This window comes from Shumkonia mesophila (assembly GCF_026163695.1).
In the GTDB taxonomy this organism is placed as follows: domain Bacteria; phylum Pseudomonadota; class Alphaproteobacteria; order Rhodospirillales; family Shumkoniaceae; genus Shumkonia; species Shumkonia mesophila.
In genome coordinates this window covers 27,511-49,823 of sequence record NZ_JAOTID010000002.1, presented here as the reverse complement: position 1 = coordinate 49,823, position 22,313 = coordinate 27,511, and the positions used below count along the sequence as shown (strand labels likewise).

General features: G+C 66.5%; 24 protein-coding genes. 11 read left to right on the top strand and 13 right to left on the bottom strand.

Features of this window, described 5'->3' with window-relative positions; all coding sequences use genetic code 11:
- Position 1: 1 nt before the first annotated feature.
- Positions 2-709, top strand: coding sequence for a response regulator transcription factor (locus ODR01_RS03710; RefSeq protein ID WP_316976264.1), 708 nt, complete (start codon positions 2-4; stop codon positions 707-709).
- Positions 710-759: 50 nt separating this feature from the next.
- On the opposite strand, the gene pgmG is transcribed toward ODR01_RS03710, so the two are convergent.
- The 3 genes from pgmG to galU are packed head-to-tail and all read right to left on the bottom strand — an operon-like array spanning position 760 to position 4,413.
- Complete coding sequence (gene pgmG, locus ODR01_RS03705; protein WP_316976263.1) at positions 760-2,148, bottom strand: phosphoglucomutase/phosphomannomutase PgmG; 1,389 nt, start codon at positions 2,146-2,148, stop codon at positions 760-762.
- On the bottom strand, positions 2,145-3,488 hold the full coding sequence (locus ODR01_RS03700; protein WP_316976262.1) for a UDP-glucose dehydrogenase family protein: 1,344 nt from the start codon (positions 3,486-3,488) through the stop codon (positions 2,145-2,147). Before ODR01_RS03700 ends, pgmG begins: the two co-directional genes overlap by 4 nt.
- 55 nt (positions 3,489-3,543) lie before the next feature.
- Positions 3,544-4,413 carry a UTP--glucose-1-phosphate uridylyltransferase GalU gene (gene galU / locus ODR01_RS03695; protein WP_316976261.1) on the bottom strand — a complete coding sequence of 290 codons (870 nt, stop codon included), beginning with the start codon at positions 4,411-4,413 and terminating at the stop codon, positions 3,544-3,546.
- Between the two features lie 230 nt (positions 4,414-4,643).
- On the opposite strand from galU, the gene ODR01_RS03690 reads away from it, so the two are divergent.
- Positions 4,644-5,456: a shikimate dehydrogenase family protein gene (locus tag ODR01_RS03690; RefSeq protein ID WP_316976260.1), complete on the top strand. Its 813-nt coding sequence runs from the start codon at positions 4,644-4,646 to the stop codon at positions 5,454-5,456.
- A 52-nt stretch (positions 5,457-5,508) separates the two neighbouring features.
- Here ODR01_RS03690 and ODR01_RS03685 read toward each other — a convergent pair whose 3' ends face one another.
- From ODR01_RS03685 to ODR01_RS03675, 3 genes are all read right to left on the bottom strand, one after another.
- Positions 5,509-6,081 (bottom strand): hypothetical protein, encoded by a 573-nt coding sequence (locus ODR01_RS03685; protein WP_316976259.1) that lies wholly within the window; start codon positions 6,079-6,081, stop codon positions 5,509-5,511.
- Positions 6,082-6,166: 85 nt separating this feature from the next.
- A complete protein-coding gene (locus tag ODR01_RS03680) occupies positions 6,167-6,889 on the bottom strand; it encodes a DnaJ domain-containing protein (protein WP_316976258.1) in 723 nt (240 codons plus the stop codon).
- A 30-nt stretch (positions 6,890-6,919) separates the two neighbouring features.
- Positions 6,920-7,633, bottom strand: a complete 714-nt coding sequence (locus ODR01_RS03675; RefSeq protein WP_316976257.1) for a VWA domain-containing protein — start codon at positions 7,631-7,633, stop codon at positions 6,920-6,922.
- Positions 7,634-7,881: 248 nt separating this feature from the next.
- Between ODR01_RS03675 and ODR01_RS03670 the strand changes: the two genes are divergently transcribed.
- On the top strand, positions 7,882-8,796 hold the full coding sequence (locus tag ODR01_RS03670) for a DMT family transporter (RefSeq protein ID WP_316976256.1): 915 nt from the start codon (positions 7,882-7,884) through the stop codon (positions 8,794-8,796).
- 12 nt (positions 8,797-8,808) lie between these two features.
- Here ODR01_RS03670 and ODR01_RS03665 read toward each other — a convergent pair whose 3' ends face one another.
- Positions 8,809-8,967 (bottom strand): hypothetical protein, encoded by a 159-nt coding sequence (locus ODR01_RS03665; protein WP_316976255.1) that lies wholly within the window; start codon positions 8,965-8,967, stop codon positions 8,809-8,811.
- Between the two features lie 232 nt (positions 8,968-9,199).
- On the opposite strand from ODR01_RS03665, the gene ODR01_RS03660 reads away from it, so the two are divergent.
- The 6 genes from ODR01_RS03660 to ODR01_RS03635 all read left to right on the top strand — a co-directional run bounded on the left by ODR01_RS03660 (position 9,200) and on the right by ODR01_RS03635 (position 15,474).
- Positions 9,200-9,943, top strand: coding sequence for a FadR/GntR family transcriptional regulator (locus tag ODR01_RS03660; RefSeq protein ID WP_316976254.1), 744 nt, complete (start codon positions 9,200-9,202; stop codon positions 9,941-9,943).
- 17 nt (positions 9,944-9,960) lie between these two features.
- The gene (locus tag ODR01_RS03655; RefSeq protein ID WP_316976253.1) at positions 9,961-11,610 is read left to right on the top strand and encodes an FAD-binding oxidoreductase; all 1,650 of its coding nucleotides are present in this window, start codon (positions 9,961-9,963) and stop codon (positions 11,608-11,610) included.
- Positions 11,607-12,410: an electron transfer flavoprotein subunit beta/FixA family protein gene (locus ODR01_RS03650; RefSeq protein WP_316976252.1), complete on the top strand. Its 804-nt coding sequence runs from the start codon at positions 11,607-11,609 to the stop codon at positions 12,408-12,410. Before ODR01_RS03655 ends, ODR01_RS03650 begins: the two co-directional genes overlap by 4 nt.
- 207 nt (positions 12,411-12,617) lie before the next feature.
- A complete protein-coding gene (locus ODR01_RS03645) occupies positions 12,618-13,829 on the top strand; it encodes an FAD-binding protein (RefSeq protein WP_316976251.1) in 1,212 nt (403 codons plus the stop codon).
- 279 nt (positions 13,830-14,108) lie between these two features.
- On the top strand, positions 14,109-14,522 hold the full coding sequence (locus tag ODR01_RS03640) for a PA2779 family protein (RefSeq protein WP_316976250.1): 414 nt from the start codon (positions 14,109-14,111) through the stop codon (positions 14,520-14,522).
- Between the two features lie 10 nt (positions 14,523-14,532).
- Positions 14,533-15,474, top strand: coding sequence for a PA2778 family cysteine peptidase (locus ODR01_RS03635; protein WP_316976249.1), 942 nt, complete (start codon positions 14,533-14,535; stop codon positions 15,472-15,474).
- A gap of 610 nt (positions 15,475-16,084) precedes the next feature.
- Here the strand turns inward: ODR01_RS03635 and ODR01_RS03630 are convergent.
- The 5 genes from ODR01_RS03630 to ODR01_RS03610 all read right to left on the bottom strand — a co-directional run bounded on the left by ODR01_RS03630 (position 16,085) and on the right by ODR01_RS03610 (position 20,717).
- On the bottom strand, positions 16,085-16,663 hold the full coding sequence (locus ODR01_RS03630; RefSeq protein ID WP_316976248.1) for a hypothetical protein: 579 nt from the start codon (positions 16,661-16,663) through the stop codon (positions 16,085-16,087).
- Between the two features lie 225 nt (positions 16,664-16,888).
- Entirely contained in the window at positions 16,889-17,137 is a 249-nt protein-coding gene (locus ODR01_RS03625; RefSeq protein WP_316976247.1) for a type II toxin-antitoxin system prevent-host-death family antitoxin, read from the bottom strand.
- A 90-nt stretch (positions 17,138-17,227) separates the two neighbouring features.
- On the bottom strand, positions 17,228-18,703 hold the full coding sequence (locus ODR01_RS03620; RefSeq protein WP_316976246.1) for a hypothetical protein: 1,476 nt from the start codon (positions 18,701-18,703) through the stop codon (positions 17,228-17,230).
- A 289-nt stretch (positions 18,704-18,992) separates the two neighbouring features.
- A complete protein-coding gene (locus ODR01_RS03615) occupies positions 18,993-20,081 on the bottom strand; it encodes a hypothetical protein (protein WP_316976245.1) in 1,089 nt (362 codons plus the stop codon).
- A gap of 153 nt (positions 20,082-20,234) precedes the next feature.
- Entirely contained in the window at positions 20,235-20,717 is a 483-nt protein-coding gene (locus ODR01_RS03610) for a nucleoside deaminase (RefSeq protein WP_316976244.1), read from the bottom strand.
- 347 nt (positions 20,718-21,064) lie between these two features.
- On the opposite strand from ODR01_RS03610, the gene crcB reads away from it, so the two are divergent.
- Complete coding sequence (gene crcB, locus ODR01_RS03605) at positions 21,065-21,448, top strand: fluoride efflux transporter CrcB (RefSeq protein ID WP_316976243.1); 384 nt, start codon at positions 21,065-21,067, stop codon at positions 21,446-21,448.
- A gap of 129 nt (positions 21,449-21,577) precedes the next feature.
- Positions 21,578-21,925 (top strand): DUF190 domain-containing protein, encoded by a 348-nt coding sequence (locus ODR01_RS03600; RefSeq protein WP_316976242.1) that lies wholly within the window; start codon positions 21,578-21,580, stop codon positions 21,923-21,925.
- A gap of 84 nt (positions 21,926-22,009) precedes the next feature.
- Here the strand turns inward: ODR01_RS03600 and ODR01_RS03595 are convergent.
- Positions 22,010-22,313 (bottom strand): hypothetical protein (locus ODR01_RS03595; RefSeq protein WP_316976241.1); only part of this gene is annotated, 304 nt, incomplete at its 5' end.

Below are 22,313 nucleotides of genomic sequence, written 5' to 3'. Positions count from 1 at the left end.
CATGACCGTGACAGGCAGCCGCATCCTCGTCGTCGACGACGAGCCGCAGATCCTCAAATTCCTGGAAATCAGCCTTACCGCCTACGGCTACGAGGTCGAGCAGGCGGCGAGCGGCGAAGAGGCGTTGCAGGTGGCCGCCATCAAGCAGCCGGACCTTGTCATCCTCGACCTCGGGCTTCCCGGCATCAGCGGCCACGATGTCATCGCCCGCATCCGCGAATGGTCGCAGGTGCCGATCATCGTGCTTTCGGTGCGCGAGGCCGAATCCGAAAAAATCAGGGCGCTCGATCTGGGGGCCACCGACTACGTCACCAAGCCGTTCGGCATCGGCGAACTGATGGCCCGCATCCGGGCGATCTTGCGCGACCAGTCGAGCGGCCAGCACGAGGACAAGGCGGTCATCGAGGTGGGCGACCTGCACATCGACTTGGCGCTGCGCCGCATTACGGTTGGCGAGCGCGAGGTCAAGCTGACCAAGCGGGAATTCGACGTGCTGTGGTATCTTGCCCGCCATGCCGACCGCATCGTCACCCACCAGCAATTGCTGCGCGAGGTGTGGGGGCCGGCGCAGGAGCACGAGACGCACTATCTGCGCGTCTACATCCGCCATTTGCGCCAAAAGCTGGGCGACGATTCCAGCCATCCCCGCTACATCGGCAACGAACCCGGCGTCGGCTATCGGCTGCTCGTTCCGCCCGATCCCGCGTAAGGGGCCGGAAGGAGCGATGCCGGTGAACCGCTGACCTCATTGGCAGGCACTCAGTCGAAGTCGGGCGCCTCGATGCCGCTGGCCTCGACCTGTTCGACCAGGGTTGCCTTGAGCCGCTCCAAGCCCGCCTTGTCGGCCGCCTCGCAGCGGGCGACCAGCACGTCCTGGGTGTTCGAGGCCCTAAGCAGCCACCAGCCGTCGGCCGACTGCACGCGCACGCCGTCGATGTCGTGGACCTTGATGCCGCTCTTGCCGGCCAAGCGCCCCTTCACCTCGTCGATGACGGCGAACTTGCGCGCCTCCGGGCACGGAAAGCGCATCTCGGGCGTATTCACCATCTGCGGCAGGCGGTCGCGCATGGCGGCGACGCTGGTGTCGGAACGCCCGGCGATGGAGAGCATGCGCAGCGCCGCGTAAAGGGCGTCGTCGTAACCGTAGTAGCGGTGGCCGAAGAAGATGTGGCCGCTCATCTCGCCGGCCAGCGGGCAGCCGGTTTCGGCCATCTTGGCCTTGATCAGCGAATGCCCAGTCTTCCACATCAAGGGCTTGCCGCCCAGGCGCGCCACCTCGTCGAACAAAACCTGGCTGGCCTTGACGTCGGCGATGATGATCGAGCCCGGCACGTCGGCCAACACGTCGGCCGCCAGGATGGCCAGCAACTGGTCGCCCCACAGCACCCGGCCCTCGGAATCGACCATGCCGATGCGGTCGCCGTCGCCGTCGAAAGCGATGCCGAAATCGGCCTTCTCGGCCTTCACCGCGTCCTTGAGCTGGACCAGATTCTTTTCCACCGTCGGGTCGGGATGGTGGGCCGGGAAGGTGCCGTCGATGGTTTCGTTGATGACGACGTGGCGGCCCGGCAGGCGGTCGACGACGCGGCGCAGCACCTCGCCCGACGAGCCGTTTCCGGGGTCCCAGACGACGCTTTTCGGCCGCCCGAAATCCATGCCTTCGAGCAGGCGCTCGACGTAGGCCTCGGTGACCCGATGGTCGGTGGCCTTGCCGGGACCGTTGACGAAGTCGCCGGCCGCCGCGATGCGCCCCAGGCGCTGGATGTCGGCCCCGAAGAAGGACTTGCCCTTCAGCACCATCTTGATGCCGTTGTATTCGGGCGGGTTGTGCGAGCCGGTGATCATCACCGCGCCGTCCGCCCCCACCGCGTGCGAGGCGTAATAAAGCATCGGCGTCGGCCCGCGGCCGACCCGGCACACCGTAAGCCCGCAGGCGGCCAGCCCTTCGACCAGCGCCGCCTCGAGCTCGGGAGAGCTGAGCCTTCCGTCGTAGCCGACCACCACCCGGTGGCCGCCCGCCCGGGCGACGATGCTGCCGAAGGCGCGCCCGACGGTGCGCACGTCATCGGCGGCCAGCGTCTTGCCGACGATGCCGCGGATGTCGTACTCGCGAAGGATGGTGGGATCTAATGTTCTGGCCCCGGTCATGACAGTTCTCCCGCTACCGCTTCAGGCGTCCGGGCCGTGGCCCGGCCGATGGAGGTATAGTGGAATCCCGCCGCCGCCATCTCGGCCGGATTGTAGATGTTGCGCAGGTCCACCATGACCGGCCGCGTCATCAGCGACTTGACCCGCTTGAAGTCGAGCAGCCGGAACTCGTTCCATTCCGTAATGATGACCACGACGTCGGCCTTGGGCAAGGTCGCGTAGGCGTCGTCGCACCACTCCACGTCCTTGAGCAGCGGCTTCGCCTCGGCCATGCCCTCGGGGTCGTAGGCGCGCACCCGCGCGCCCGCCGCCTGCAGGGCCGGCACGATGTCGAGGCTGGGCGCGTCGCGCATGTCGTCGGTGTTCGGCTTGAAGGTGACACCCAGCACGGCCACCGTCTTGCCCTTCACGGCCCCGCCGCAGGCGACGATGACGCGCTCCGCCATCGCCTTCTTGCGCCGGGTATTGATGTCGACCACCGCCTCGACGATGCGCAGCGGCCGCCCGGCGTCCTGGGCGGTGTGGACCAGGGCCAGCGTGTCCTTGGGAAAGCACGACCCGCCGTAGCCGGGGCCGGCATGCAGGAACTTGCCGCCGATGCGCCCGTCCAGGCCGATGCCCTTGGCGACGTCCTGGACGTTGGCGCCGACCACTTCGCAGAGATCGGCGATCTCGTTGATGAAGGTGATCTTGGTGGCGAGGAAGGTGTTGGCCGCGTACTTGATGAGTTCCGACGTGGTGCGCGAGGTGAAGACGATCGGCGTCTCGATGAGGAACAGCGGCCGGTAGAGCTGGCGCATCACCTGGCGGGCCCGCTCCGATTCGGTGCCGATGACCACCCTGTTGGGGCGCATGAAGTCGTTGATGGCCGAGCCTTCGCGCAGGAACTCGGGATTCGACACCACGTCGAAGTCGGCGTCGGGCCTGGCCTCGCGGATGATCCGCTCCACCTCGTCGCCGGTTCCCACGGGCACCGTCGACTTGTTGACGATGACGGTATAGCCGTTGAGCGCCGCCGCGATCTCGCGCGCCGCGGCGTAGACGTAGGAAAGGTCGGCATGGCCGTCGCCGCGGCGCGTCGGCGTGCCGACGGCGATGAACACGGCGTCGGCCCCCTTGACGGCGTCCGCCAAGTCGGTGGTGAAGGACAACCGCCCCGACTTGACGTTGCCCGCCACCAGATCCTCGAGCCCGGGCTCGTAGATCGGGATGCCGCCCTGCTTCAGGCGGTCAATCTTGGCGGTGTCCTTGTCGACGCAAACGACGTTGACCCCGAACTCGGAAAAGCAGGCGCCCGAAACCAGCCCGACATACCCGGTGCCGATCATTGCGACGCGCATGAGGTTTATCCCCTTTCAGTTGATTTTTCGGGCCCGGAGCCGGACCCGGCGATGGTCACGCGTATTTCCTGAGAAGCTCGATCACCTGGTCGCGCAGGTCGTCCACCTGCATGGCGAACGCGATGTTGGCCTCGATGAAGCCGCGCCGCTGGCCGCAGTCGAAACGCTCGCCCATGAAACGGTAACCGTGGAACGGCACCGTGCCGATGGTCTTGGCGATGGCGTCGGTCAGCTGGATTTCGCCGCCGGCGCCGCGTTCCTTCTTGGCCAGGTGGTCGAAAACCTCGGGCTGCAGGATGTAGCGCCCGATGATCGACAACGTCGAGGGCGCCACCGACGGGTCCGGCTTTTCGACCAGGCCCTTGGCCCGGGCCAGCCTGCCGTCGTCGCTCTCGACGTCCAGGATGCCGTAGCGGTTGGTGTATTGGCGCGGCACGTCCTCGACCGCCACCACGTTGCCGCCGACCTCGTTGTAGGCCTCGACCATCTGGGTCAGCACCCCCGGCTTGGCCAGGATCAGGTCGTCGGCCAGGATGACGGCGAAGGGCTCGCCCTGGATGAAATTGCGGGCGCACCACACGGCATGGCCGAGGCCCAACGGCTGCTGCTGGCGGATGAACGACATCTGCCCCGGCTCGGGCAGGAGGTCGGTGATCTGCTTCAACGCCTCGGTCTTGCCGCGATCCTTGAGCACTTGCGCCAGTTCGAAACTGTGGTCGAAATGGTCGGCCATCACCGTCTTGCCGCGTCCGGTGATAAGGATCAGTTCCTCGATCCCCGCCGCCTGCGCCTCCTCGACCGCGTACTGGATCAGCGGCCTGTCGACGATCGTCAGCATTTCCTTGGGCATGGCCTTGGTGGCGGGAAGAAACCGGGTGCCAAGGCCGGCCACCGGGAAGACGGCCTTGCGAACGGGTCGGACCATCGGACAATCCTCTGAATTCATTCGGCTTCGGCGGGAGATTGCCCCCCACCCGACGGGGTTCTTTGTGCCACAGCGACCGCCCGGTCGCAAGCCGCAGCCGGAGCGAATGGCGCCCCGATCACCGATTTCTCACGGCTTTTGCCGGCGCCGCACGAAAGCCGATGTTTTTCTTTGACCGCTCCTCCATCCGCTGGCAGGGTCGCGCCGCAACCATCGCCTGAGGAGGCCCGGTGACCACTCCCCCGCCGATTTCGGGAACGACGCGGCTTTACGGCATCGTCGGCGACCCCGTCGAGCAGGTCCGCTCGCCCGACGTGTTCAACGCCCACTTCGCCGAACGGGGGGTGGATGCCGTATTCCTGCCCCTGCGCGTCGAAGCCGCAGGCGTCGGGGCGGCCCTGGCCGGCTTCGCGGCGCTGGCCAATCTGGACGGCCTCGTCGTCACCATCCCCCACAAGTTGGCTTTCGCCGCCCTGATGGACGAGGTGGGGCCGCACGGCCGCCGGGTCGGCGCCGTCAACGCCGTGCGCCGCACGCCGGCGGGCGGCTGGGCGGGCGAGCTGTTCGACGGCCTTGGCTTCGTCGAGGGGTTGCGCGGCCAGGGCATCGATCCGGCCGGACTGTCCTACCTGGTGTTCGGGGCCGGCGGTGCCGGCGCCGCCATCGCGGGCGCCCTGCTGGATGTGGCGCCCGGCCGCATCGCCATCGCCGACCCGGTTCCCGGCCGCGCCGAGGCGCTGTGCCGCAAACTGCGGACGGGCGCGCCCGGCCTCGCCATCGAGCCTGCGGGGTCGGAGGTTGACCCCGGAGCCTTCGATGCCGTGGTCAACGCGACGCCCTTGGGCATGAAGGCGGACGATCCGCTGCCGGTCGATCCCGGCCGGCTTCGGCCCGGTATGCTGGTCTGCGAGGCGGTGATGAAACCGCCGGTGACGCGCCTGCTTCGCGAAGCCGAGAAACGCGGCTGCCGCGTCCAGCCGGGCCGCCACATGCTGGACGGCCAGTTCCCCCTGTTCCTGAACTTTTTCGGGCTGCCGCGCTGACGGCCGCCGGCAAAAGATGCCGTGCGGCCGGCACAAATTGCCGGAGCGGCGATCAGGCGCCGGTGATGATCGGGCTGACCACCATGGCCTGGCCGGAGGTCTTCTCGCCGTTTTCCTCGGCCGCCTTCTCGACGGCCCGGCTCACCGCCTCGTCCACCGCCTCCTTGATCAACCGCTCGACCTGGTCCTGCATGTCGGGGGACATGGAGGCGACGTCGTCCTCGGTCAGCCCCATGCCGGCCATGACCGTCTTGCGCGCCTCTTCGCGGATGCGCTCCAGCCATTCCTCGTGGGCCCAGTCGACAAAGCCCTTTTCCAGGATCTCGTCGATGACCGTCTCGGTCTCGTCTTCTTCCCCGGTGGCGAAGATGCCGGCGCTTTCGGTCTCGCCCTCCTCGGCCTCGTCCTCGGCGGCCGGGTTGTTCAGGCGCACGTCCTGAAGGGCGACCAACAAGGACCCTTCGACCGGCGTCTGAGTCATGCCGCCAAGGCTGGTATTCGCCCGCGTCGGCATGTCGGCGGCGACGAAGGCCGGAGCCGATCGGCTGGCGGCCGTTTCCGTTACGCCCGCCCCCGATTGGCTGCGCAGGTAGGGATTGGTGCCGATGCCGGAAAGTCCATCCATGATGTGCTCCTTGCTGCCCTGACGACGATCTCGCCCGCTCTTGCAGCAAGAGTTGTGCCACGCGCGTGGCCACACGCCGGGGCCCTCATTCCCCCAGCAGGACGTCCTTCGCCTGGTTGATCTTCGCCGCCAGGTAGGTGGAGCCGCCGCGGTCGGGGTGCAGGTTGGCGATCAGGCGGTGGTGCGCCGCCTTGATGTCGTCGTCGCTGGCGCCCGGCTCCAGGCCCAGCACCTGGTAGGCCTCCTCGCGGCTCATGCCGCCGGGAACGGGGGTTCCGGGGCCGCCGCCGGTCCCGGCGCCGGCGCCCGCCGCCTGGACGCGTTCGCGCCAGTCCGGGTGCACGCGATCGAGATAGGTTTCGAGAACCTGGGCCGACTGCGCGTCTTGCAGGTGGCAGGCGTTCAACAGGTCCAGCAACTCGGCCAACGACAGGTCGTCGAGCCGGCGCCCGCTATGGGTTCCGTCGATGACCTCGCCGTTCATGATGCCCGAATCGTGGTCGAGCACCATCTTCAGAAAGCGCGTGCGCACTTCCGACGTGCGACCGGTGCCGCCGCCGCCCATCATGCCGGCCGACATCCGCGAGAAGTTCCTGGCGGCGCGATGCACGGCGCGGGCCCGCGCCAGCCACGGCAGCAGGGCGGGCAGCGCCATGATCGCCCACCCCAGGCGGCCGGTCGCCGCCAGCGACACGATAATGGCCACGACGACGGCGCCTGCGACCCACTTCAACGCCTTCGCCAGGGTCTTGGGATCGGCGGTAACGAACCAGCGACCGGCCACGATCAGACCGGCAAGCAAGGCCATGCCCAGGAAAAAGTACGCCAGAACGACCCCCTATCCGCCTCTCACCTGGTGCGCGATCTTCAGCACCTCGCCGCCGCGCTTCCTGGCCAGGTTGTCCAAGGCCTTGCGCCCCCCCGCCGCATAGACGGCAACGGCGCTGAGCAGGTCCTTCAGCACGTGGGCGCTGCTGGCATCGAAGCGGCAACAGGCCCCGTTGGTCAGCTTGGCGATCTGCTTGAACGCGAACTCGGCAACCGGGTCGGCCCCCTCGTGGAACATGAAGGCGGGCACGCCCAGCAACCCCAGCTCGCCGGCCACGCTGCCCAACTGGTCGATGTCTTCTTCCACGCAATCGCCGACGAAGACCAGGGCGTTGACCTTGCGGTTGCGGGTTTCATTGACGGCATGGGAGAGAACCTTGCGGATCTGCGTTTCACCGGCCAGACAGTACACCGACGTCATCATCCGCAACATCGGCGCCGACTGGGCAAGCCACGGGCTGACCTTGAACTCGCCGAATCCGCGATAGAAGGCGAGCTGCATCTCGAGCCCCCCAAGGCCGGCCGTTTCCACGAACATCTCGGCCTGGATCTGCGCGGCGCGATCCCAGGTCGGCTGGCGGCTGGCGGTGGCGTCGAGCGCGAAAATCAGGCGGCCGCGCTGCCCCGGCGCCATCGAGACCGGGGTGGCCGCCACCTTTCGCAGGAAAGCCTCCACATCGGCCCCCGAGGAGTCCGTGCTGGGAAGCTTGTCGTCGCCGCTCATCGTCGTTCCCACTCCCTCCGAAACAGCCGTTTGCCCTCTTCTTGAGATAGGTCACGGCAAGCGCCCCCGCCAGCATCCGCCGGTTGGACAATACGCCACCAGTATAGCATCGGCGACGGCCGAAACCCGACACCTAACGCGCCGGGACCGGCGGGCGGCGGCAGATTGGCGTTGCCGGGCCGCCGCGTCCCTCCTAGATTGGCCACCGGGCCACTGCGACCGTCTTCCCGTCGCCGCAAAGGACGCCGATGCCCTTTCGTTCCCTTCCTCCCGCCCCCGTCGGCGGCAACCTTCCCGGCATCGGCAAGATGCTGCTGGCCGGCGTTTTCTTCGCCACCATGCACCTCGCCATTCGCCACGTCGCCAACGACGGCATTCACGCCTTCGAGATCGCCTTCTTCCGCAACCTGTTCGGCCTGCTGGTGGTGGTGCCGTGGATCGTGCGCTACGGCCTGGGAGTGCTGAAGACGACCCGGCTGGACCTGCACGGCATCCGCGCCGTAGTCGGGACCTTCAGCATGCTGGCCGGGTTCTATGCCCTCGCCGTGGCACCCCTGGCGCAGGTCACGGCGCTGGGATTCTCGGCCCCCATCTTCTCCACCCTTCTGGCCATCGCCTTCTGGGGCGAGAAGGTCGGCATCCGCCGCTGGTCGGCCATCCTGTTCGGTTTCGCCGGCACCCTGGTCACCGTCAAGTCGGGGTTCAGCGGCGGCGCCATCGATCTGGGGCTGGCGCTCGCCATCTTCTCGGCGGTCGGCTCGGGCGTCGGCATCATCCTCATCAAGGTATCGTCGCGCACCGACTCGGCGGTCACCATCACCGCCTACATGTCGCTGTTGATGGCGCCAATCGGCCTGTTTCCGGCCCTCTACGTCTGGACCTGGCCGACCTGGGAGCAGATCGCCTGGCTGGTTTTCATCGGCGTCTCCGGCAACATCGGCCAGATTCTCTATACCCGCTCGCTCCACGACGGCGATACCAATGTGGTGATGACCTTCGACTACATGCGCCTGATCTGGATCGCCGGACTGGCTTTCCTGGCCTACGACCAGATCCCCGACCGCTATACCTGGGCCGGCGGCACCATGATCTTCGCCTCCGCCGCCTACATCGCCTACCGCGAGCGGTTCCACCGCCAGATCCCGAAGCCGCCGGCCGCCTGAGCCGGCCGATGCCTATCCGCGGCCTCTCTCCTTGCGCACGCCGTACTTGGCCGCATAGTGCTTGCCCATCACCTTGCGGGTCTGGGCGGTCAGCGCCGGATTGACCGCGCCGCGCGGCGGGCGGCCGGGCTTGGCGGGCGCCACCGGCGGCGCCTTGATGGACTTGGTCATCGCTGCGTTCTCCTCATCGGCCGGGCCCATTGATTGAGATAGGCGGGTCGACCGCCCGGCGACAGGTGACGTCGATTTTTTTGCGCCTCCGGCACTTGTTGGGTTGTAGGACAACCATAATTGTGCTAGGGTTTTTCTCAAGAGAGCGTCCAAGAAGCCATAGGAAGGCAGGGACGCCCCCAAACGTCCCCGCCTTCCGATAACCGCTGCCGAAACGGAGCATCCCAAGCCGATGACCGACCCCGAAGCAGCAGCGCGGTTTTCCGCGGTGAGGCGCCGTAAAGCCTTGCCCGAGGAGATCGCCCAGGTGCTGGAGCGCGAGATCGCCGACGGAACGATGCAGCGCGGCGAGCGCCTGCCGACCGAGGCCGAGCTGTCGGTGCAGTTCGGGGTCAGCCGCAACGTGCTGCGCGAGGCCATCGCCCGGCTCAAGCGCGACGGCCTGATCCAGACCCGCCAGGGCCTTGGCGCCTTCGTGACCGAGAACCCGCCCAGCCTGGCCTATCGCATCGGCACCGAGAATCTGTCGGCCCAGGACGACCTGCGCTATGTCTTCGAGCTGCGCGCCGAGGTCGAGACCGGCGCCGCCGCCCTGGCCGCCGAGCGCCGCAGCGAGGCGCAGCTGGCCCGCATCCGCGAGACGGTGAACGAGATGGCCGAGGCGGTGTCCCACGGCGCCGACGGGGTGGCCGCCGACGCCGCCTTTCATCGCGCCATCGCGGAATCCTCCAACAACCCCTACTACCGCGACTTCATGATCTTCCTGGCGGTCAGCGTCACCCAGAGCATCGCCGTGGCGCGCCGCCATTCGGCCCGCTTCGACGAATGGACGCCCAAGGTGCAGCGCGAGCACGAGCACATCTACGAGGCCATCGCCGGCCGCGACGCCGAGGCGGCGCGCAAGGCCGTGCGCACGCACCTGACCCGGGCCGCCCACCGCCTGGGCCTGATCGACCGCACCGACGAGCCTTCCTGAGGAGCCGGGAGCCCCCCATGCACGAGATCACCTGCCAGTCCGTCCCGGTCGTCGCCTTCGATGCGGTCCGCCGCGTGGAGGGCCTGGCCGAGATCGCCGCCAACTACGCCCCCTACCTCGCCGACGAATCGCGGCTGCCGCACCAGGGGGCCGATTTCCTGTTCTTCCCCACCGACGAGGCCGAACTGGCCGCCGTCATGCGCGAGATGGGCCGCCGCAAACTCGCCGTCACCGTGGCCGGCGCCCGCACCGGGCTGGTGGGCGGCTGCGTGCCGGCCGGCGGCGCCGTGGTGGCGCTCGACCGCTTCGACAAGACGCTCGGGCTGCGCTTCGACGAGGCCTCGGGCGAGTGGCGGGTGCTGGTCGAGGCGGCGGTGACGCTGCGCGACCTCGCCGACTGGATCAACAAGAAGACCTTCCCCGGCCTCACCCAGCGGGCCAGCCCGGAAACCCTGGCGGCGCTGGACAAGTTCAAGGACGACCGGCGCAGCTTCTTCTATCCGCCCGATCCCACCGAGATGAGCGCGTCGCTGGGCGGCACGGTGGCGACCAACGCGTCCGGCGCCGCCAGCTACAAGTACAAGGCGACCCGCAACTGGGTCAGGCGCCTGCGCGTCATGCTGGCCTCGGGCGAGGTGCTGGACATCCCGCGCGGTCGCTATTTCGCCACCCCGGATCGCACTTTCACGGTCATCGACACCGCCGACCGCCGCATGGCCCTGAAACTCCCCGGCTACGTCATGCCGCAGACCAAGAACACGGCCGGCTTCTTCGCCGCCCCCGGCATGGACATGATCGACCTGTTCATCGGCTCGGAGGGCCTGTTCGGCGTCATCACCCAGATCGAGGTGGCCCTGGTGGCCCGCCACGACAGCGTCTCGGTGGTGCAGTTCCTGCCCTCCGACGAGGCGGCCATCGACTTCGTCATCGCGCTGCGCCAGGAAGCCGCCATCCGTCCCGAGTTCATCGAGTTCTACGACGCCAACGCGCTGAAGCTGCTGCGCGCCAAGCAGATCGACAATCCCAAGTTCATCGACATGCCCCAGATTCCCGAGGGGGCCGGCGCCGCCGTCTTCTACGACATCGCGTTTTCCGGCGCCGAAGCCAAGCCCGACTTCGCCTGGCTCAAGGCCATCACCGAGCGCTGCGGCGCCAGGCTTGCCGACACCTGGGCCGGCTACGAGCGGCGCGACCTCGCCCGCTTCCGCCATTTCCGCCACGCGCTGCCGGAAAGCGTCAACGCCGTCATCGGCGAGCGCAAGAAGACCTATCCGGGCCTGCACAAGCTGGGCACCGACCTGGCGGTGCCGGACGAGAGCCTGCGCGAGATCTGGCGCTTCTACCGCTCGAAGCTCGATACCGCCGGCCTCGAATGGGTGGCCTTCGGGCACATCGCCGACAACCATTTCCACGTCAACATCCTGCCCCGCGACATGGACGACCTCGCCAAGGGACTGGCCATCTACAAGGTCTTCGCCGAGAAGGCGGTGGCGCTCAAGGGCTCGGTGTCGGCCGAGCACGGCATCGGCAAGATGAAGAAGAAGTTCCTGCCCGTCATGTTCAGCCGCGAGGACATGGCCGAGATGAAGGCCTTGAAATTGGCCCTCGATCCCGCCGCCATGCTCAACCCCGGCGACATTCTCGATTGCGAGGGAGCGGTCCGATGAAGATCCTGGTCTGCGCCAAGCAGGTGCCCGAGGCGACCGAGGTCAGGGTCAACCCCGAGACCGGCACGCTGAACCGCGACGGGGTGGCTTCCATCCTCAACCCCTTCTGCGAATACGCCATGGACCTGGCGCTCGACATCAAGGCCAAGGCGCCGGAGACCGAGATCGTGGTCCTGACCATGGGCCCGCCCCAGGCCCGCATGGCGCTGCTGCGCTGCCTGGAGATGGGGGCGGACAGGGCCATCCTGGTCACCGACCGCCGCTTCGCCGGGGCCGACACCTGGGCCACCGCGCTGACCATCGCCAAGATCGTCGGCAAGCTCGACGCCGTCGATCTCATCCTGGTCGGCAAGCACGCCATCGACGGCGACACCGCCCAGGTCGGCCCGATGCTGGCCGAGGTGCTGAACATCCCGCAGATCACCTACGCCGTCGGCATCGAGGTCGAGGCGGCCGCCAAGGGCGCGCCGCGCGTGAAGGTGCGCCGCGAGAACGAGGGCGGCTATGAAAGGGTGCAGATGCGCCTGCCCGGCCTGGTGTCGGTAAGCAAGGGTGCCGCCTCGCGCCAGGTCTGCTCGTTCCAGGCCATCCTCGACGCCCGCGAGAAGGAGATCCGCACCATGACCGCCGACGACCTGGGCCTGGACGAGGCCGAGCTCGGCCTCAAGGGTTCGCTGACCCAGGTGGTCAAGGTCTTCCCGCCGACCGTCAAGGCGCCGGGGCGCATCGTCAGCGGCGCCGACGCGCCGGCGGCGGCCAAAGAGGTCGTCGACGTCCTTAAGGCGAAGCACTTCGTGTGAGGCGGGGAAGGACATGGAGCCCACAACACCATTGCATCGCGGCGAGCGCCATCGCCCCTCTCCGCCCCTGAGGGGGGAGAGGGAGGGGCCCGCGCCGCAGGCGTGGGAGGGAGAGGTGGGCCTGACCGCCTCTGGAATCCCCCACCTCACCTCGATCCTCTCCGCCCCCGGGGGCGGAGAGGAAGACTCGCCAAGGGAACGCGCGTCATGCTGATCATCGACACCAAGGCCTGCACCGGGTGCAAACTGTGCGAGAAGAACTGCCCGTTTTCCGCCATGGTGGTGGTGAACGAGAAGGCCCAGGCCAAGGACAACTGCACGCTCTGCGGCGCCTGCATGAACGTCTGTTCGGTGCACGCCATCACCATCGAGCGTACCGCCGCCTCGCCCGAGGAACTGGCCAAGTTCAAGGGCGTCTTCATCTGGGCCGAGCTCGATGAGGCCGACGGCGGCGAGCGGCTGGTCCCCAAAAAGGTGGTGCTGGAACTGCTGACCGAGGCCAAGCGCCTGGCCGGCACGCTGGGCGAGGAGATCAAGGTGCTGCTGCCGACCGACGGCCGGCCGGTTGACACCGACATCCTGTTCGCGCACGGCGCCGACGCCATCGTCCGCTTCGAGAACAAGCTGCTGTGGCCCTATTCGACGGACGCCTACACCACCGTCATCTCGGCCATGGTGGCGGCCAAGAAGCCCTCGATCTTCCTGCTGGGCGCGACGCCCAACGGCCGCGACCTGGCGCCGCGCGTCGGCGCCCGCCTGAAACTGGGCCTCACCGCCGACTGCACGATGCTGGAGATCAACGCAGACAAACAGCTGGTGCAGACCCGCCCGGCCTTCGGCGGCAACATCATGGCCTCCATCCTGACGCCCTTCTCGCGCCCGCAGATGGCGACCGTGCGCCCCAACGTGTTTTCGGTCGGCGTCCCCGACGCCGCCCGCAAGGGCCCCATCGAGGACTTCGCGGTGACGCTGCAGCGCGGCGTCGTGCGCACCCGGATCCTGGAGGTCGAGAAGCTGGTCGGCCAGGGCGGCGGCATCGACACCGCCAGGATCATCGTCGCCGGCGGCCACGGCCTGAAGTCGGCCGCGAGCCTGGCCATGCTGCGCGAGCTGGCCGCCGAACTGGGCGGCACGCTGGCCGGTTCGCGGGCCATCGTCGAGGCCGGCTGGATTCCCCACACGCTCCAGGTCGGCCAGTCCGGCATCACGGTGTCGCCCGACCTTTACATCGCCGTCGGCATCTCGGGCGCCGTGCAGCACATCGTCGGCATGAGCGGGGCGCGCACCATCATCGCCATCAACAACGACCCCGAGGCGCCGATCTTCAAGGTCGCCGACGTCGGCATCGTCGGTGACGCCTTCGAGGTGGTGCCGGCCCTCATCAGGGAAATTCGTGAAGCCAAGAAGAAGGCGGCCTGAACAGCCTCCCAGGCCCGCCCGCCTCTCCTCTCCCTTGAGGCCCCCGTTCGCGGGGGCCTTTTCTTTTCGCCCGGCGGCCGTCCGTTGCAATGGGCGATTGCGGCGCCATATGCCTGAAAGGCGCCGATGGCTCGGGGAGGGAACAAAAACCGCGGTTCGCGGTTGCCAGTCCAGCGGGTTCGGGGGGTCCAATCGCCCGGCGATGGAATAGGCGCACAGACGAACCCGTTGTTTGGAGCCCCACCGGGGCGTCGACACCAGGTACAGGAGAGAGGCACCATGTCCATTTTGCGTCGGCTTCGTCACTTCATCGTCGCGCCGCTGATCGCGGCGATGACCTTCCTGAGCATGCCCCTGGGGGTCGCCCAGGCCGGCCTCGTCGGCTCGGAGGCGATCGTCGCCGCCGAGACCAACGCCGCCAACCGGCAGGCCGTCGACGCCTTCCTGCAACGCCAGGACGTCCGCGACCAGTTGCAGACGATGGGGGTCGATCCCGCCGAAGCCGGGAAGCGCGTCGCCGCGCTGTCGGACGCCGAGGTCGCCAAGATCGCCGGCACGCTGCCCGCCGACCCGGCCGGCGAAGGCGCGCTGGGCATCCTCGTCGGCGCCGTCATCATCGTCGCGGTCGTTCTTCTGATCACCGACGTCCTCGGCCTCACCTCGGTCTATCCGTTCACCCGTCCCATCCGCTGACGGGGCTTTCGTGCCCGGCTCGATGGCCAGGCTGGCGGCGGCCGTCCTCGTGGCGGCCGTCGCCGGCTGCGCGGCGCCGCAGACCGCGAAGCTGCTGGAAACCCGCGCCGCCTCGGGGCTGCCGGCCCGCGCCCTGATCGAGGACGTGCCGCTGATCCCGCAGGAAGACCTCTATTGCGGCCCCGCCGCGCTGGCCATGGCGCTGACCGCCGCCGGCGCCCCGGCCGGCCAGCAGGAGGTGGCCGAGGCCATCTACACCCCGGGCCGCGAGGGCACGCTGCGCAGCGACGTGCTGGGCGGGGCCAGGCGCTGGGGCCGCATGGCGGTGCCGGTGACGACGATGGCCGACCTTTTGGCCGAGATCGCCGCCGGCAACCCGGTGATCGTGTTCCAGAACCTGGCCCTCGGCTTCGCGCCGCAATGGCATTTCGCGCTGGCCATCGGCTATGACCTCGACACCCGCCAGCTCATCCTCCATTCCGCGACCATCGCCCGCCTGCGGACCGACCTTTCGACCTTCGAGCACACCTGGGCGCGCGGCGACCATTGGGGCCTGGCGGTGACGGCGCCGGATCGCTTGGCCGCGACCGCCGACGAGCCCGAGGCGATGGCCGGCGCCGCCGCGCTGGAGCGGGTCGGCCGCCTTACCGATGCCGCCACCGCCTGGCAGGCCGTGATCGGCCGCTGGCCCGACTCGTTCGGCGGCCACATGGGGCTCGGCAACGCCCGCTTCGCCCGCCACGATTACGCCGGCGCCCGGGCCGCCTTCCTGCGCGCCGCCGACATCCGCCCCGAGGCGGCGGTGGCCTGGAACAACCTGGCCTACGCGCTGGCCCGCCTGGGCAACAAAAGGGCCGCCATCGCGGCGGCGGAAAAGGCGGTCAAACTGGGCGGCGGCAAGCCCACCTATCGGGAAACCCTGGACGAGATCCGCGGCGCCTCCGCCATCTGAGGGAGGCTCCTCGCCGCCCCCCCTCCCAACCCTCCCCCACAAAGGGGGGAGGGAAGTCGGTCGCCCCGCAGCCCCTTTTCCTCTCCCTCCCCCTCGATTCTTTCTCCCTCCCCCTCGACGGGGGAGGGTCGGGGCGGGGGTGATGCCGGCGCAAAATGACGAGAATCCGGTTTTGGCGGTTTGGCTCAACCCCTTGAAATCAAACAAGAAACGCCGGAATCGCCGAAAAAACTATCGTCATTTCTCGTCATTTTGCCTTTTTCTTCTTTGTTTTCAGGACCCTAACCCCTTCCGACGCCCCCTCCCCTTCGTCACTCCCGCAGGACGAGCGACGGAACCGTTCCCTGGATTGTCGCTGCGCGTCCCCTTCGGGCACCCGCGTTCGCGGGAATGACGCTGAAGAAAGGGGAACAAGGCCTTGCCCCTTTTTCCCGTCACCCCCGCGAACGCGGGGGTCCAGGGCGAGCGACGGAATCGTTGTCGCTGCGCGTCCCCTTCGGGCGCCCGCCCGCGCGGGAATTTTAGGGACCGCCTCGAAGAACCCTAGGAACTGTGACTATATACCTACAATAGGGAAAAGTCAAGCCCCCCGCTCTCCCGGCCGCGGCCGTCAGCGATTGCTGCGCAGGCTTTCCACCACCTTCAGCATCTCGGCCTCGATCTCCTCCGGCTTCCAGGCATACGGCAGTGCGCAGTGCCAGCCATAGGCGTAGATCTGCGCCGGGTTGAAGTTGGTGGTGGCGTCGTCCATGGCGAACCGCAGCGTCTGCGAAAACACGAAGCAGGTCTCGCCGTTCGGCCGTTGCCCGACCGCATAGGGCGCGCGGCCGAACCCGTTCCTGGCGAAGGCCACGTCGCCGGCGACGGCAAGCTTGAGGATCTGGAACCGGTTTTCGAGAAGGTGTTCCAGACCGCGCGCCTCCGAATAGGCGACGCGGAACAGGCGGCCGGGAAACGCCTCGACGTAGAAGATGCCCCCGCCTGGCCACAGATAGCTCTCCACCTGGACCTCGCTCGTCGCATGGTTTTCGCGGACCGGCGGCTGGGTGATGATGCGGGCGCTTTCGTCGAACGCCAGCATGGATTGCTGTTGGGTGATGACCTTGGTGGTTCCGGTGGTCTGGCATCCCCCGATGGGCAACGCCAGGATGGCGGCGACGCAGGCCGCCGCGACGACGCTCCAACGCATGACTGCTTCCCCCCGGCCGGCCGAACCGGCCCTGTTCTCGCCTTCCCCAGCCCCGCCACCAGTATAGCGGGAAACGCGGGACGGCACACCCGGATCGGCGGCCGGACGGCGCCGGCCTCGCTGAGCCTGGTGGCCCTCCCGGTCGGCATCCTGGCCGGCACCTTCACCGAGGCGTTCCGGGAGTCGCGAAAGGGACGGGAGGATTGGGAGAACGGGGGCGGAAGCTTAAAATCGCGCCGGCCGGATCGGCGCCTCGTCGCGCCGAAGATCGAGATCGAGCCCGGCCAGCGGCGAGGCGGCCAGGAAGGCGGCGAGCGAATCCCGCCGCCCGGCAAGGCGCGCGTAGTCGGCCTCCGAGAGCAACACGGCGGCTGTCCGGCCGCACACGGCAACGCCCTGCGGCCCCTCGCATTCCGCCCGCCGGATTAACTCGCCCAACCGAGTTTTCGCGTCTTTCAATGGCCATTGGCGCATGGAAGAGGATCCTTTGATCGCAACTACAGCCGCATTGTGCCAGGAGCAGACATCGGATTCGAAGTCCGTATGGCGCATTCACTCGCCGGATCACGCTTTCGACGCTGACGGTTTGTTGTCGCTGCGGGCGTCCAACAGCACAATGTCTTGGCTACCCTCTAACTTGAGGCGCTTTAGGATATGGCGGACTCGCATAAGTTGGTCGTAGCTGAAATAGATGATAGCCTTAATACCACGCTCTGCATCCGCTGCCGCTTGATAGGTCTCGACCTGCTTTTGCAAGTTGGCCTCAAGCCTACTGTTCTTGGCGAGCTTCATCTCGACCAAGGTCTTATGGCGACCCCGGGACACCTTAAAGTCTGCCGGTCCGCGGCCGTCATTGGCCTCCGGCCCAATGTCCGACCGGGTGCCGAACCACACTAGGCGGAAAAGGATTTGGATGTCCTTTTCCCGCTCAACGGGCTTACCTTCATTGTCGTAAAAGATGCGCCAGCAGCCTTGGTCCTCGATGGCATGCTTGAGGTAGGCAAGGCGCGTGTGGGCTTCGGAGTAGGTACCGCCGGCAATCTTGTAGAAGCCGGTCTGTTCGAGCTGCGGCTGTAAGATTTCCCGCATGCGCTGCGAGAAGAACATTTCGGTCAGCAGCACCTTCTCGGCACTCACATCGGCGGCATCATCGCCGGTCATCTCCTTGAGTCTGATGTAGTAGTCAATCAGATCGGGGAATTGCCGGATGGTCTCGGCCGCCGCCGCATGACGCTCCCCCGCAGTAGGCGCCTTCTTGGGCCTAGGGCGGCGGCTAAGCACCAAATGGAAGTAGTTGGTCACAGACGCCCGCAGCTGTGCATCGGGTATGGCCGCTGGAATCTGCTCAAACCCGGCTATCATATCGCCCCGGTTAATCCAAGTATCGTCACGAGTGAGCGTGTCCTTTGGCGTAAGGATGATGAAGTCGTCCTCGCACCAGGGCAGACGATATTTGCGCCGCTGCCAGCTCTCGGTCTCGTAGTTGAAGACGGCGCGGTCTATAGGCACGTCACGTAGGTGGTCGTCAGATATGTGCTCGCGGGCAAATTCCTCCGTGTACCGGCACAGGAAGTCCTGGATGAGGTTTGTAACGAAGTCACTGATATTGTCCCGGCCAACACCGTCGGCGATGAGGCAGACCTTCTCTAGGTGGCTGCTCTCGGTAATCCTCTCGCCACCGAAATCTCTAAAAACCGCCCCGAGATTACGGTTTAACTCCCGGGCGAACTCGATGCCTAGGCCCCTACCGCCATTGCCGACGAGGGAAAATCCGAGCCAGTTCTGTTTGACCTCGGGGAAACAGTACCAGTTTCGCAGCAGGCCGTCGCTTACCGGCCCGGCCGTTGCGCGGTCGCGCAGAAACACCAGGTAGTCGATAATTTGCCGGTGCAGCGCCTGGTATTCCTCTTTCTCGCTGTGAAAAAGCAAAAAGGGGTCAATGAACAATGGCAGATCATTTATGACCGAAATATCGAAGGCGCCATAAGCGTCCAAGGTCTCGGGCTCAATGCCAAAAGTATCGCTGAAGAACGTGCCCATCTGCCCCTCCCTCCTAATAGCAATCTAAATTACCATGGTAGAACCTTTTAACCGAGACTGAGATCACTAGTGGTTGCGCTCTACGGCCACCTTTCGCCGGCTGCCTGTGCTGACTGATGCCGATGCGGTTAATACGCAGGTCCGCATTGGGTCAACATCTACCGGATGGACCACGGGTGCTGGCCGGCTGGGCGTGCCAAAAGCTGACCACCACTTTCAAATGATCTGCCCTGACTCGATGCGGAGAAACGGAAGCTAGGACAGAGTTGACATTCTAAGACGGCGAAAATCACAGCATCTTCGAAATCAACGCCAGAATCCCCGCTGCAATAAGATTGCCGGCGGCACCCTCCAGCACGGTCTGGATGGACCGCAGTGCCCCCTGCACCGTCGAAGGCTCAGGTGAACCGCTCTTGATCTCATCCTCCAAGAGCCGTAGGGGCGCAGCGATCTCGGTGCGCTGCGGCTCGGGTAGCGAGTCCAGGTGCGGCTTGATCTGCTCGACGAGGCTAGCAACCTCCATTGGCCGAAGCTGGTTGACCACGTTGATGCTGTTATCCGTACCGAAGGTGACGCGTGAATTGCTGCCGTGGAAGTTGTTCGTTATACGCTGGACGACCTGCTGTGCCTGGGCGGCTGCTTCCGTACTCCGATGCACCTTGGACTGGAAGCTGGATGGGATGCCCTGAATGCCCGTCATGAAATTCGGATCGTCCACCACGTAATCCTCGACTAGCCCGGATGGTAGGGACCGCAAATAGTGGTCGGCCGGCTCAAGCGGCAGGTCGGCGTCGAACGTGATGATCCGGCCGGTAGAGACTTGCGCCTGGATGTTCTCGCGTACGACCGTGCCGTCGGCCTTCACCAACGTGACCTTGTCCCTCATCATATTACTGAAGACCATGCCGTCTCCTCCTTTGGCAACCTCCATGTCGCAATAGATATGCCGCAAAGTCGCTATGCGCGCCTCAACATCAAGGGGTCGCGCGCCAGCCCAATTCCCAAGGTCCTGTTGGGGCGGGAACTTGACGCCATTCCCCCGGAGAATACGGTCCTTGTCGACTGCTGCCTTCCGGATTGTCCCTACGAAGACGCGAATGAGTGACTGGGCTTCGTTCAGCGCATTCGATCGGATTTCAAGGGGATATTTCTGCAACTCGACCTCAAGCTCGTCGAACAGATGGCCAACCTTCTGCCGCGCGTATCGCTGGATCGTGTCCCAATAGACGTCACGAGCAGTGCCGAAGAATTTGACCCCGCCAAACTTAATCATCCTGCCGTCGAACCCGTCGATCTCAACGACGCTATCGCCCCCGATATAGTGCCACTTGAAGAACCAATCGTTTTCCATGCGCAAGTACTCGGCATCCAGCGCCATCTGTAGTCGCGCTCCGATTGGGGTCAGTGTGCTCATGCTCAGATTTTATGGATAAGCGAAGCGCCACACAACGGCCCAACTCAGTTTCGAATGTCTGCTCAGGGTCAGGAGCGGACATTACCGGTCACGCATCCCCCCTTAGATGTTCCGCCCCTACTCCTCGCCGATATCCTCCAGCCACACCTCGGGGTTCTTCCTGAGGAATTCGTCGAAGAGCGCCTTGCAGGCGGGGTCTTCCAGCAGGATCACCTCGACGCCGCGCTGCTTAAGGAACTCGACGTTGCCGGTGAAGGGCTTGTCGGCCGGCCAGTCCACCGCGGTCTGGCCGACCACCACGCGCGGGATGCCGAACTGCACGATGGTGCCGGCGCACATCATGCACGGGCTCAGCGTGGTGTAGAGGGTGACGTCGCGATAGGTTTTCTGGCGGCCGAGGTTCTGGATGCAGTCGGTTTCGCCGTGCAGGATGGGGCTGCCCTTCTGCACGCGGTTGTTGTGGCCGCGCGCGATGACCTGGCCCGCCCGCACCATGACGGCGCCGACGGGGATGCCACCCTGGTCCTCGAAGCTGACGCGGGCCTGTTCCAGGGCCTCTTTCATGAACTGGCGGTGCGGGGCGAGGGTGTCTTCTCGCATGGCGTGGGTCTCCCGGGCTGGTGGCGGAATGGCGGCGCCAGCATAGCGTGTTTCGCGGCGCGGCGCACGGGGGCGTGGCGCACGGGGGCGTGGCGGCTTGGGGTTGCCCCCCTCCCTGTCCCTCCCCCGCGAAGGGGGGAGGGAACGCGGCGGCGCCGCTTCGCCTTCCCGCTCCCGCCCTTCTCCCCCTCGATGGGGAGGGAACGCGACTTCTTGTCCCCCTCCCCCTCGACGGGGGAGGGTCGGGGTGGGGGTGAGGGCGGCGGCGAGATGGCCGCCTTGCCGGTTGACAGCGGGGCCGGGCAGCGGCCACGCTGGCGGCGCGGATCGCAGACGGAGAACGGGGCATGACGGCGCTTTGGGTGATGATCGGCAGCGCGCTGGGCGGCGGCGCCCGCTATTGGTGCTCGGGGCTGGTCGCGCGCGCCGTCGGCGAGACCTTTCCGTGGGGGACGCTGACGGTGAACGCCGTGGGATCGCTGATCATCGGGCTGGTCGCCGCGCTGACCGGGCCGGACGGGCGCCTGCTGGTGGGCAGCGAGGCCCGCCAGTTCATCATGATGGGGGTGCTGGGCGGATTCACCACCTTCTCGTCGTTCAGCCTGCAGACGCTGAGCCTGGCCCAGGACGGCGAATGGCTGCGCGCCGGGCTCAACGTCGCCGCCTCGGTGGCGGTGTGCCTGGTCGCGGTGTGGGCCGGCTGGGCCCTGGGCGCGGCGATCAACCGCTAGGGAGGCCCCCCCTCCCTGTCCCTCCCCCACAAGGGGGGAGGGAATGGAAAGATAGGCGAAGAAATGACTCCCTCCCCCTCGATGGGGGAGGGTTGGGGTGGGGGTGGCGAAGCTTAGGAGGCAAAGGACATGAACCTGGTCAGGGACGCGGCGCTGTTGCGGATCTTTTTGGGCGAGAACGACCGGGCCGACGGGCGGCCGCTTTACGAGGCCCTGGTCCTCAAGGCCCGCGAGATGCAGATGGCGGGCGCCACCGTGCTGCGCGGCCCCATGGGATATGGGCGCTCCAGCCGGCTGCACACCGCCAAGATCCTGCGCCTTTCCGAGGACCTGCCGGTGGTGGTCGAGATCGTCGAGGCCGAGGACAAGATCGAGGCGTTCCTGGCCGCCGTCGAGCCGATGATGGGCAGCGGCCTGATCACGCTGGAAAAGGTGCGGGTGCGCCGCTACGGCAGCGAACCCCCGGCCGGGGCGTGAGGGGGAAGAAGGGTTCACCACCGAGAACACCGAGAACACAGAGGGTCACAGAGAAATTCTGAAAGCATGGGCGTTGCCCGCGCATCACATCTTCCCCAGTGTCTTTCTCGGTGTTCTCAGTGTTCTCGGTGGTGAGTTCTCTTCGGTGAACTTTCCTTTTTTCGGCCGATCCCCATAAATCTGGCGCCGCTGCGCCGCGCCGACGAGTTGAGGCGCCCAAAGAGGAAATTCACCACCGAGAACACTGAGAACACAGAGGGCCACAGAGAAAGTCTGAAAGCGCGGGCGAAGCCCGCGCATCACATCTTCCTCAGTGTCTTTCTCGGTGTTCTCAGTGTTCTCGGTGGTGAGTTCTCTTCGGTGAACTTTCCTTTTTTCGGCCGATCCC

Coding starts and splice junctions, on each gene's coding strand:
- ODR01_RS03710 (WP_316976264.1), top strand. CDS start 2: ATGACCGTGACAGGCAGCCGCATCCTCGTCGTCGACGACGAGCCGCAG.
- pgmG (WP_316976263.1), bottom strand. CDS start 2,148: ATGACCGGGGCCAGAACATTAGATCCCACCATCCTTCGCGAGTACGAC.
- ODR01_RS03700 (WP_316976262.1), bottom strand. CDS start 3,488: ATGCGCGTCGCAATGATCGGCACCGGGTATGTCGGGCTGGTTTCGGGC.
- galU (WP_316976261.1), bottom strand. CDS start 4,413: ATGGTCCGACCCGTTCGCAAGGCCGTCTTCCCGGTGGCCGGCCTTGGC.
- ODR01_RS03685 (WP_316976259.1), bottom strand. CDS start 6,081: ATGGATGGACTTTCCGGCATCGGCACCAATCCCTACCTGCGCAGCCAA.
- ODR01_RS03680 (WP_316976258.1), bottom strand. CDS start 6,889: ATGGCCTTGCTTGCCGGTCTGATCGTGGCCGGTCGCTGGTTCGTTACC.
- ODR01_RS03675 (WP_316976257.1), bottom strand. CDS start 7,633: ATGAGCGGCGACGACAAGCTTCCCAGCACGGACTCCTCGGGGGCCGAT.
- ODR01_RS03670 (WP_316976256.1), top strand. CDS start 7,882: ATGCCCTTTCGTTCCCTTCCTCCCGCCCCCGTCGGCGGCAACCTTCCC.
- ODR01_RS03665 (WP_316976255.1), bottom strand. CDS start 8,967: ATGACCAAGTCCATCAAGGCGCCGCCGGTGGCGCCCGCCAAGCCCGGC.
- ODR01_RS03660 (WP_316976254.1), top strand. CDS start 9,200: ATGACCGACCCCGAAGCAGCAGCGCGGTTTTCCGCGGTGAGGCGCCGT.
- ODR01_RS03655 (WP_316976253.1), top strand. CDS start 9,961: ATGCACGAGATCACCTGCCAGTCCGTCCCGGTCGTCGCCTTCGATGCG.
- ODR01_RS03650 (WP_316976252.1), top strand. CDS start 11,607: ATGAAGATCCTGGTCTGCGCCAAGCAGGTGCCCGAGGCGACCGAGGTC.
- ODR01_RS03645 (WP_316976251.1), top strand. CDS start 12,618: ATGCTGATCATCGACACCAAGGCCTGCACCGGGTGCAAACTGTGCGAG.
- ODR01_RS03640 (WP_316976250.1), top strand. CDS start 14,109: ATGTCCATTTTGCGTCGGCTTCGTCACTTCATCGTCGCGCCGCTGATC.
- ODR01_RS03630 (WP_316976248.1), bottom strand. CDS start 16,663: ATGCGTTGGAGCGTCGTCGCGGCGGCCTGCGTCGCCGCCATCCTGGCG.
- ODR01_RS03625 (WP_316976247.1), bottom strand. CDS start 17,137: ATGCGCCAATGGCCATTGAAAGACGCGAAAACTCGGTTGGGCGAGTTA.
- ODR01_RS03620 (WP_316976246.1), bottom strand. CDS start 18,703: ATGGGCACGTTCTTCAGCGATACTTTTGGCATTGAGCCCGAGACCTTG.
- ODR01_RS03615 (WP_316976245.1), bottom strand. CDS start 20,081: ATGGCGCTGGATGCCGAGTACTTGCGCATGGAAAACGATTGGTTCTTC.
- ODR01_RS03610 (WP_316976244.1), bottom strand. CDS start 20,717: ATGCGAGAAGACACCCTCGCCCCGCACCGCCAGTTCATGAAAGAGGCC.
- crcB (WP_316976243.1), top strand. CDS start 21,065: ATGACGGCGCTTTGGGTGATGATCGGCAGCGCGCTGGGCGGCGGCGCC.
- ODR01_RS03600 (WP_316976242.1), top strand. CDS start 21,578: ATGAACCTGGTCAGGGACGCGGCGCTGTTGCGGATCTTTTTGGGCGAG.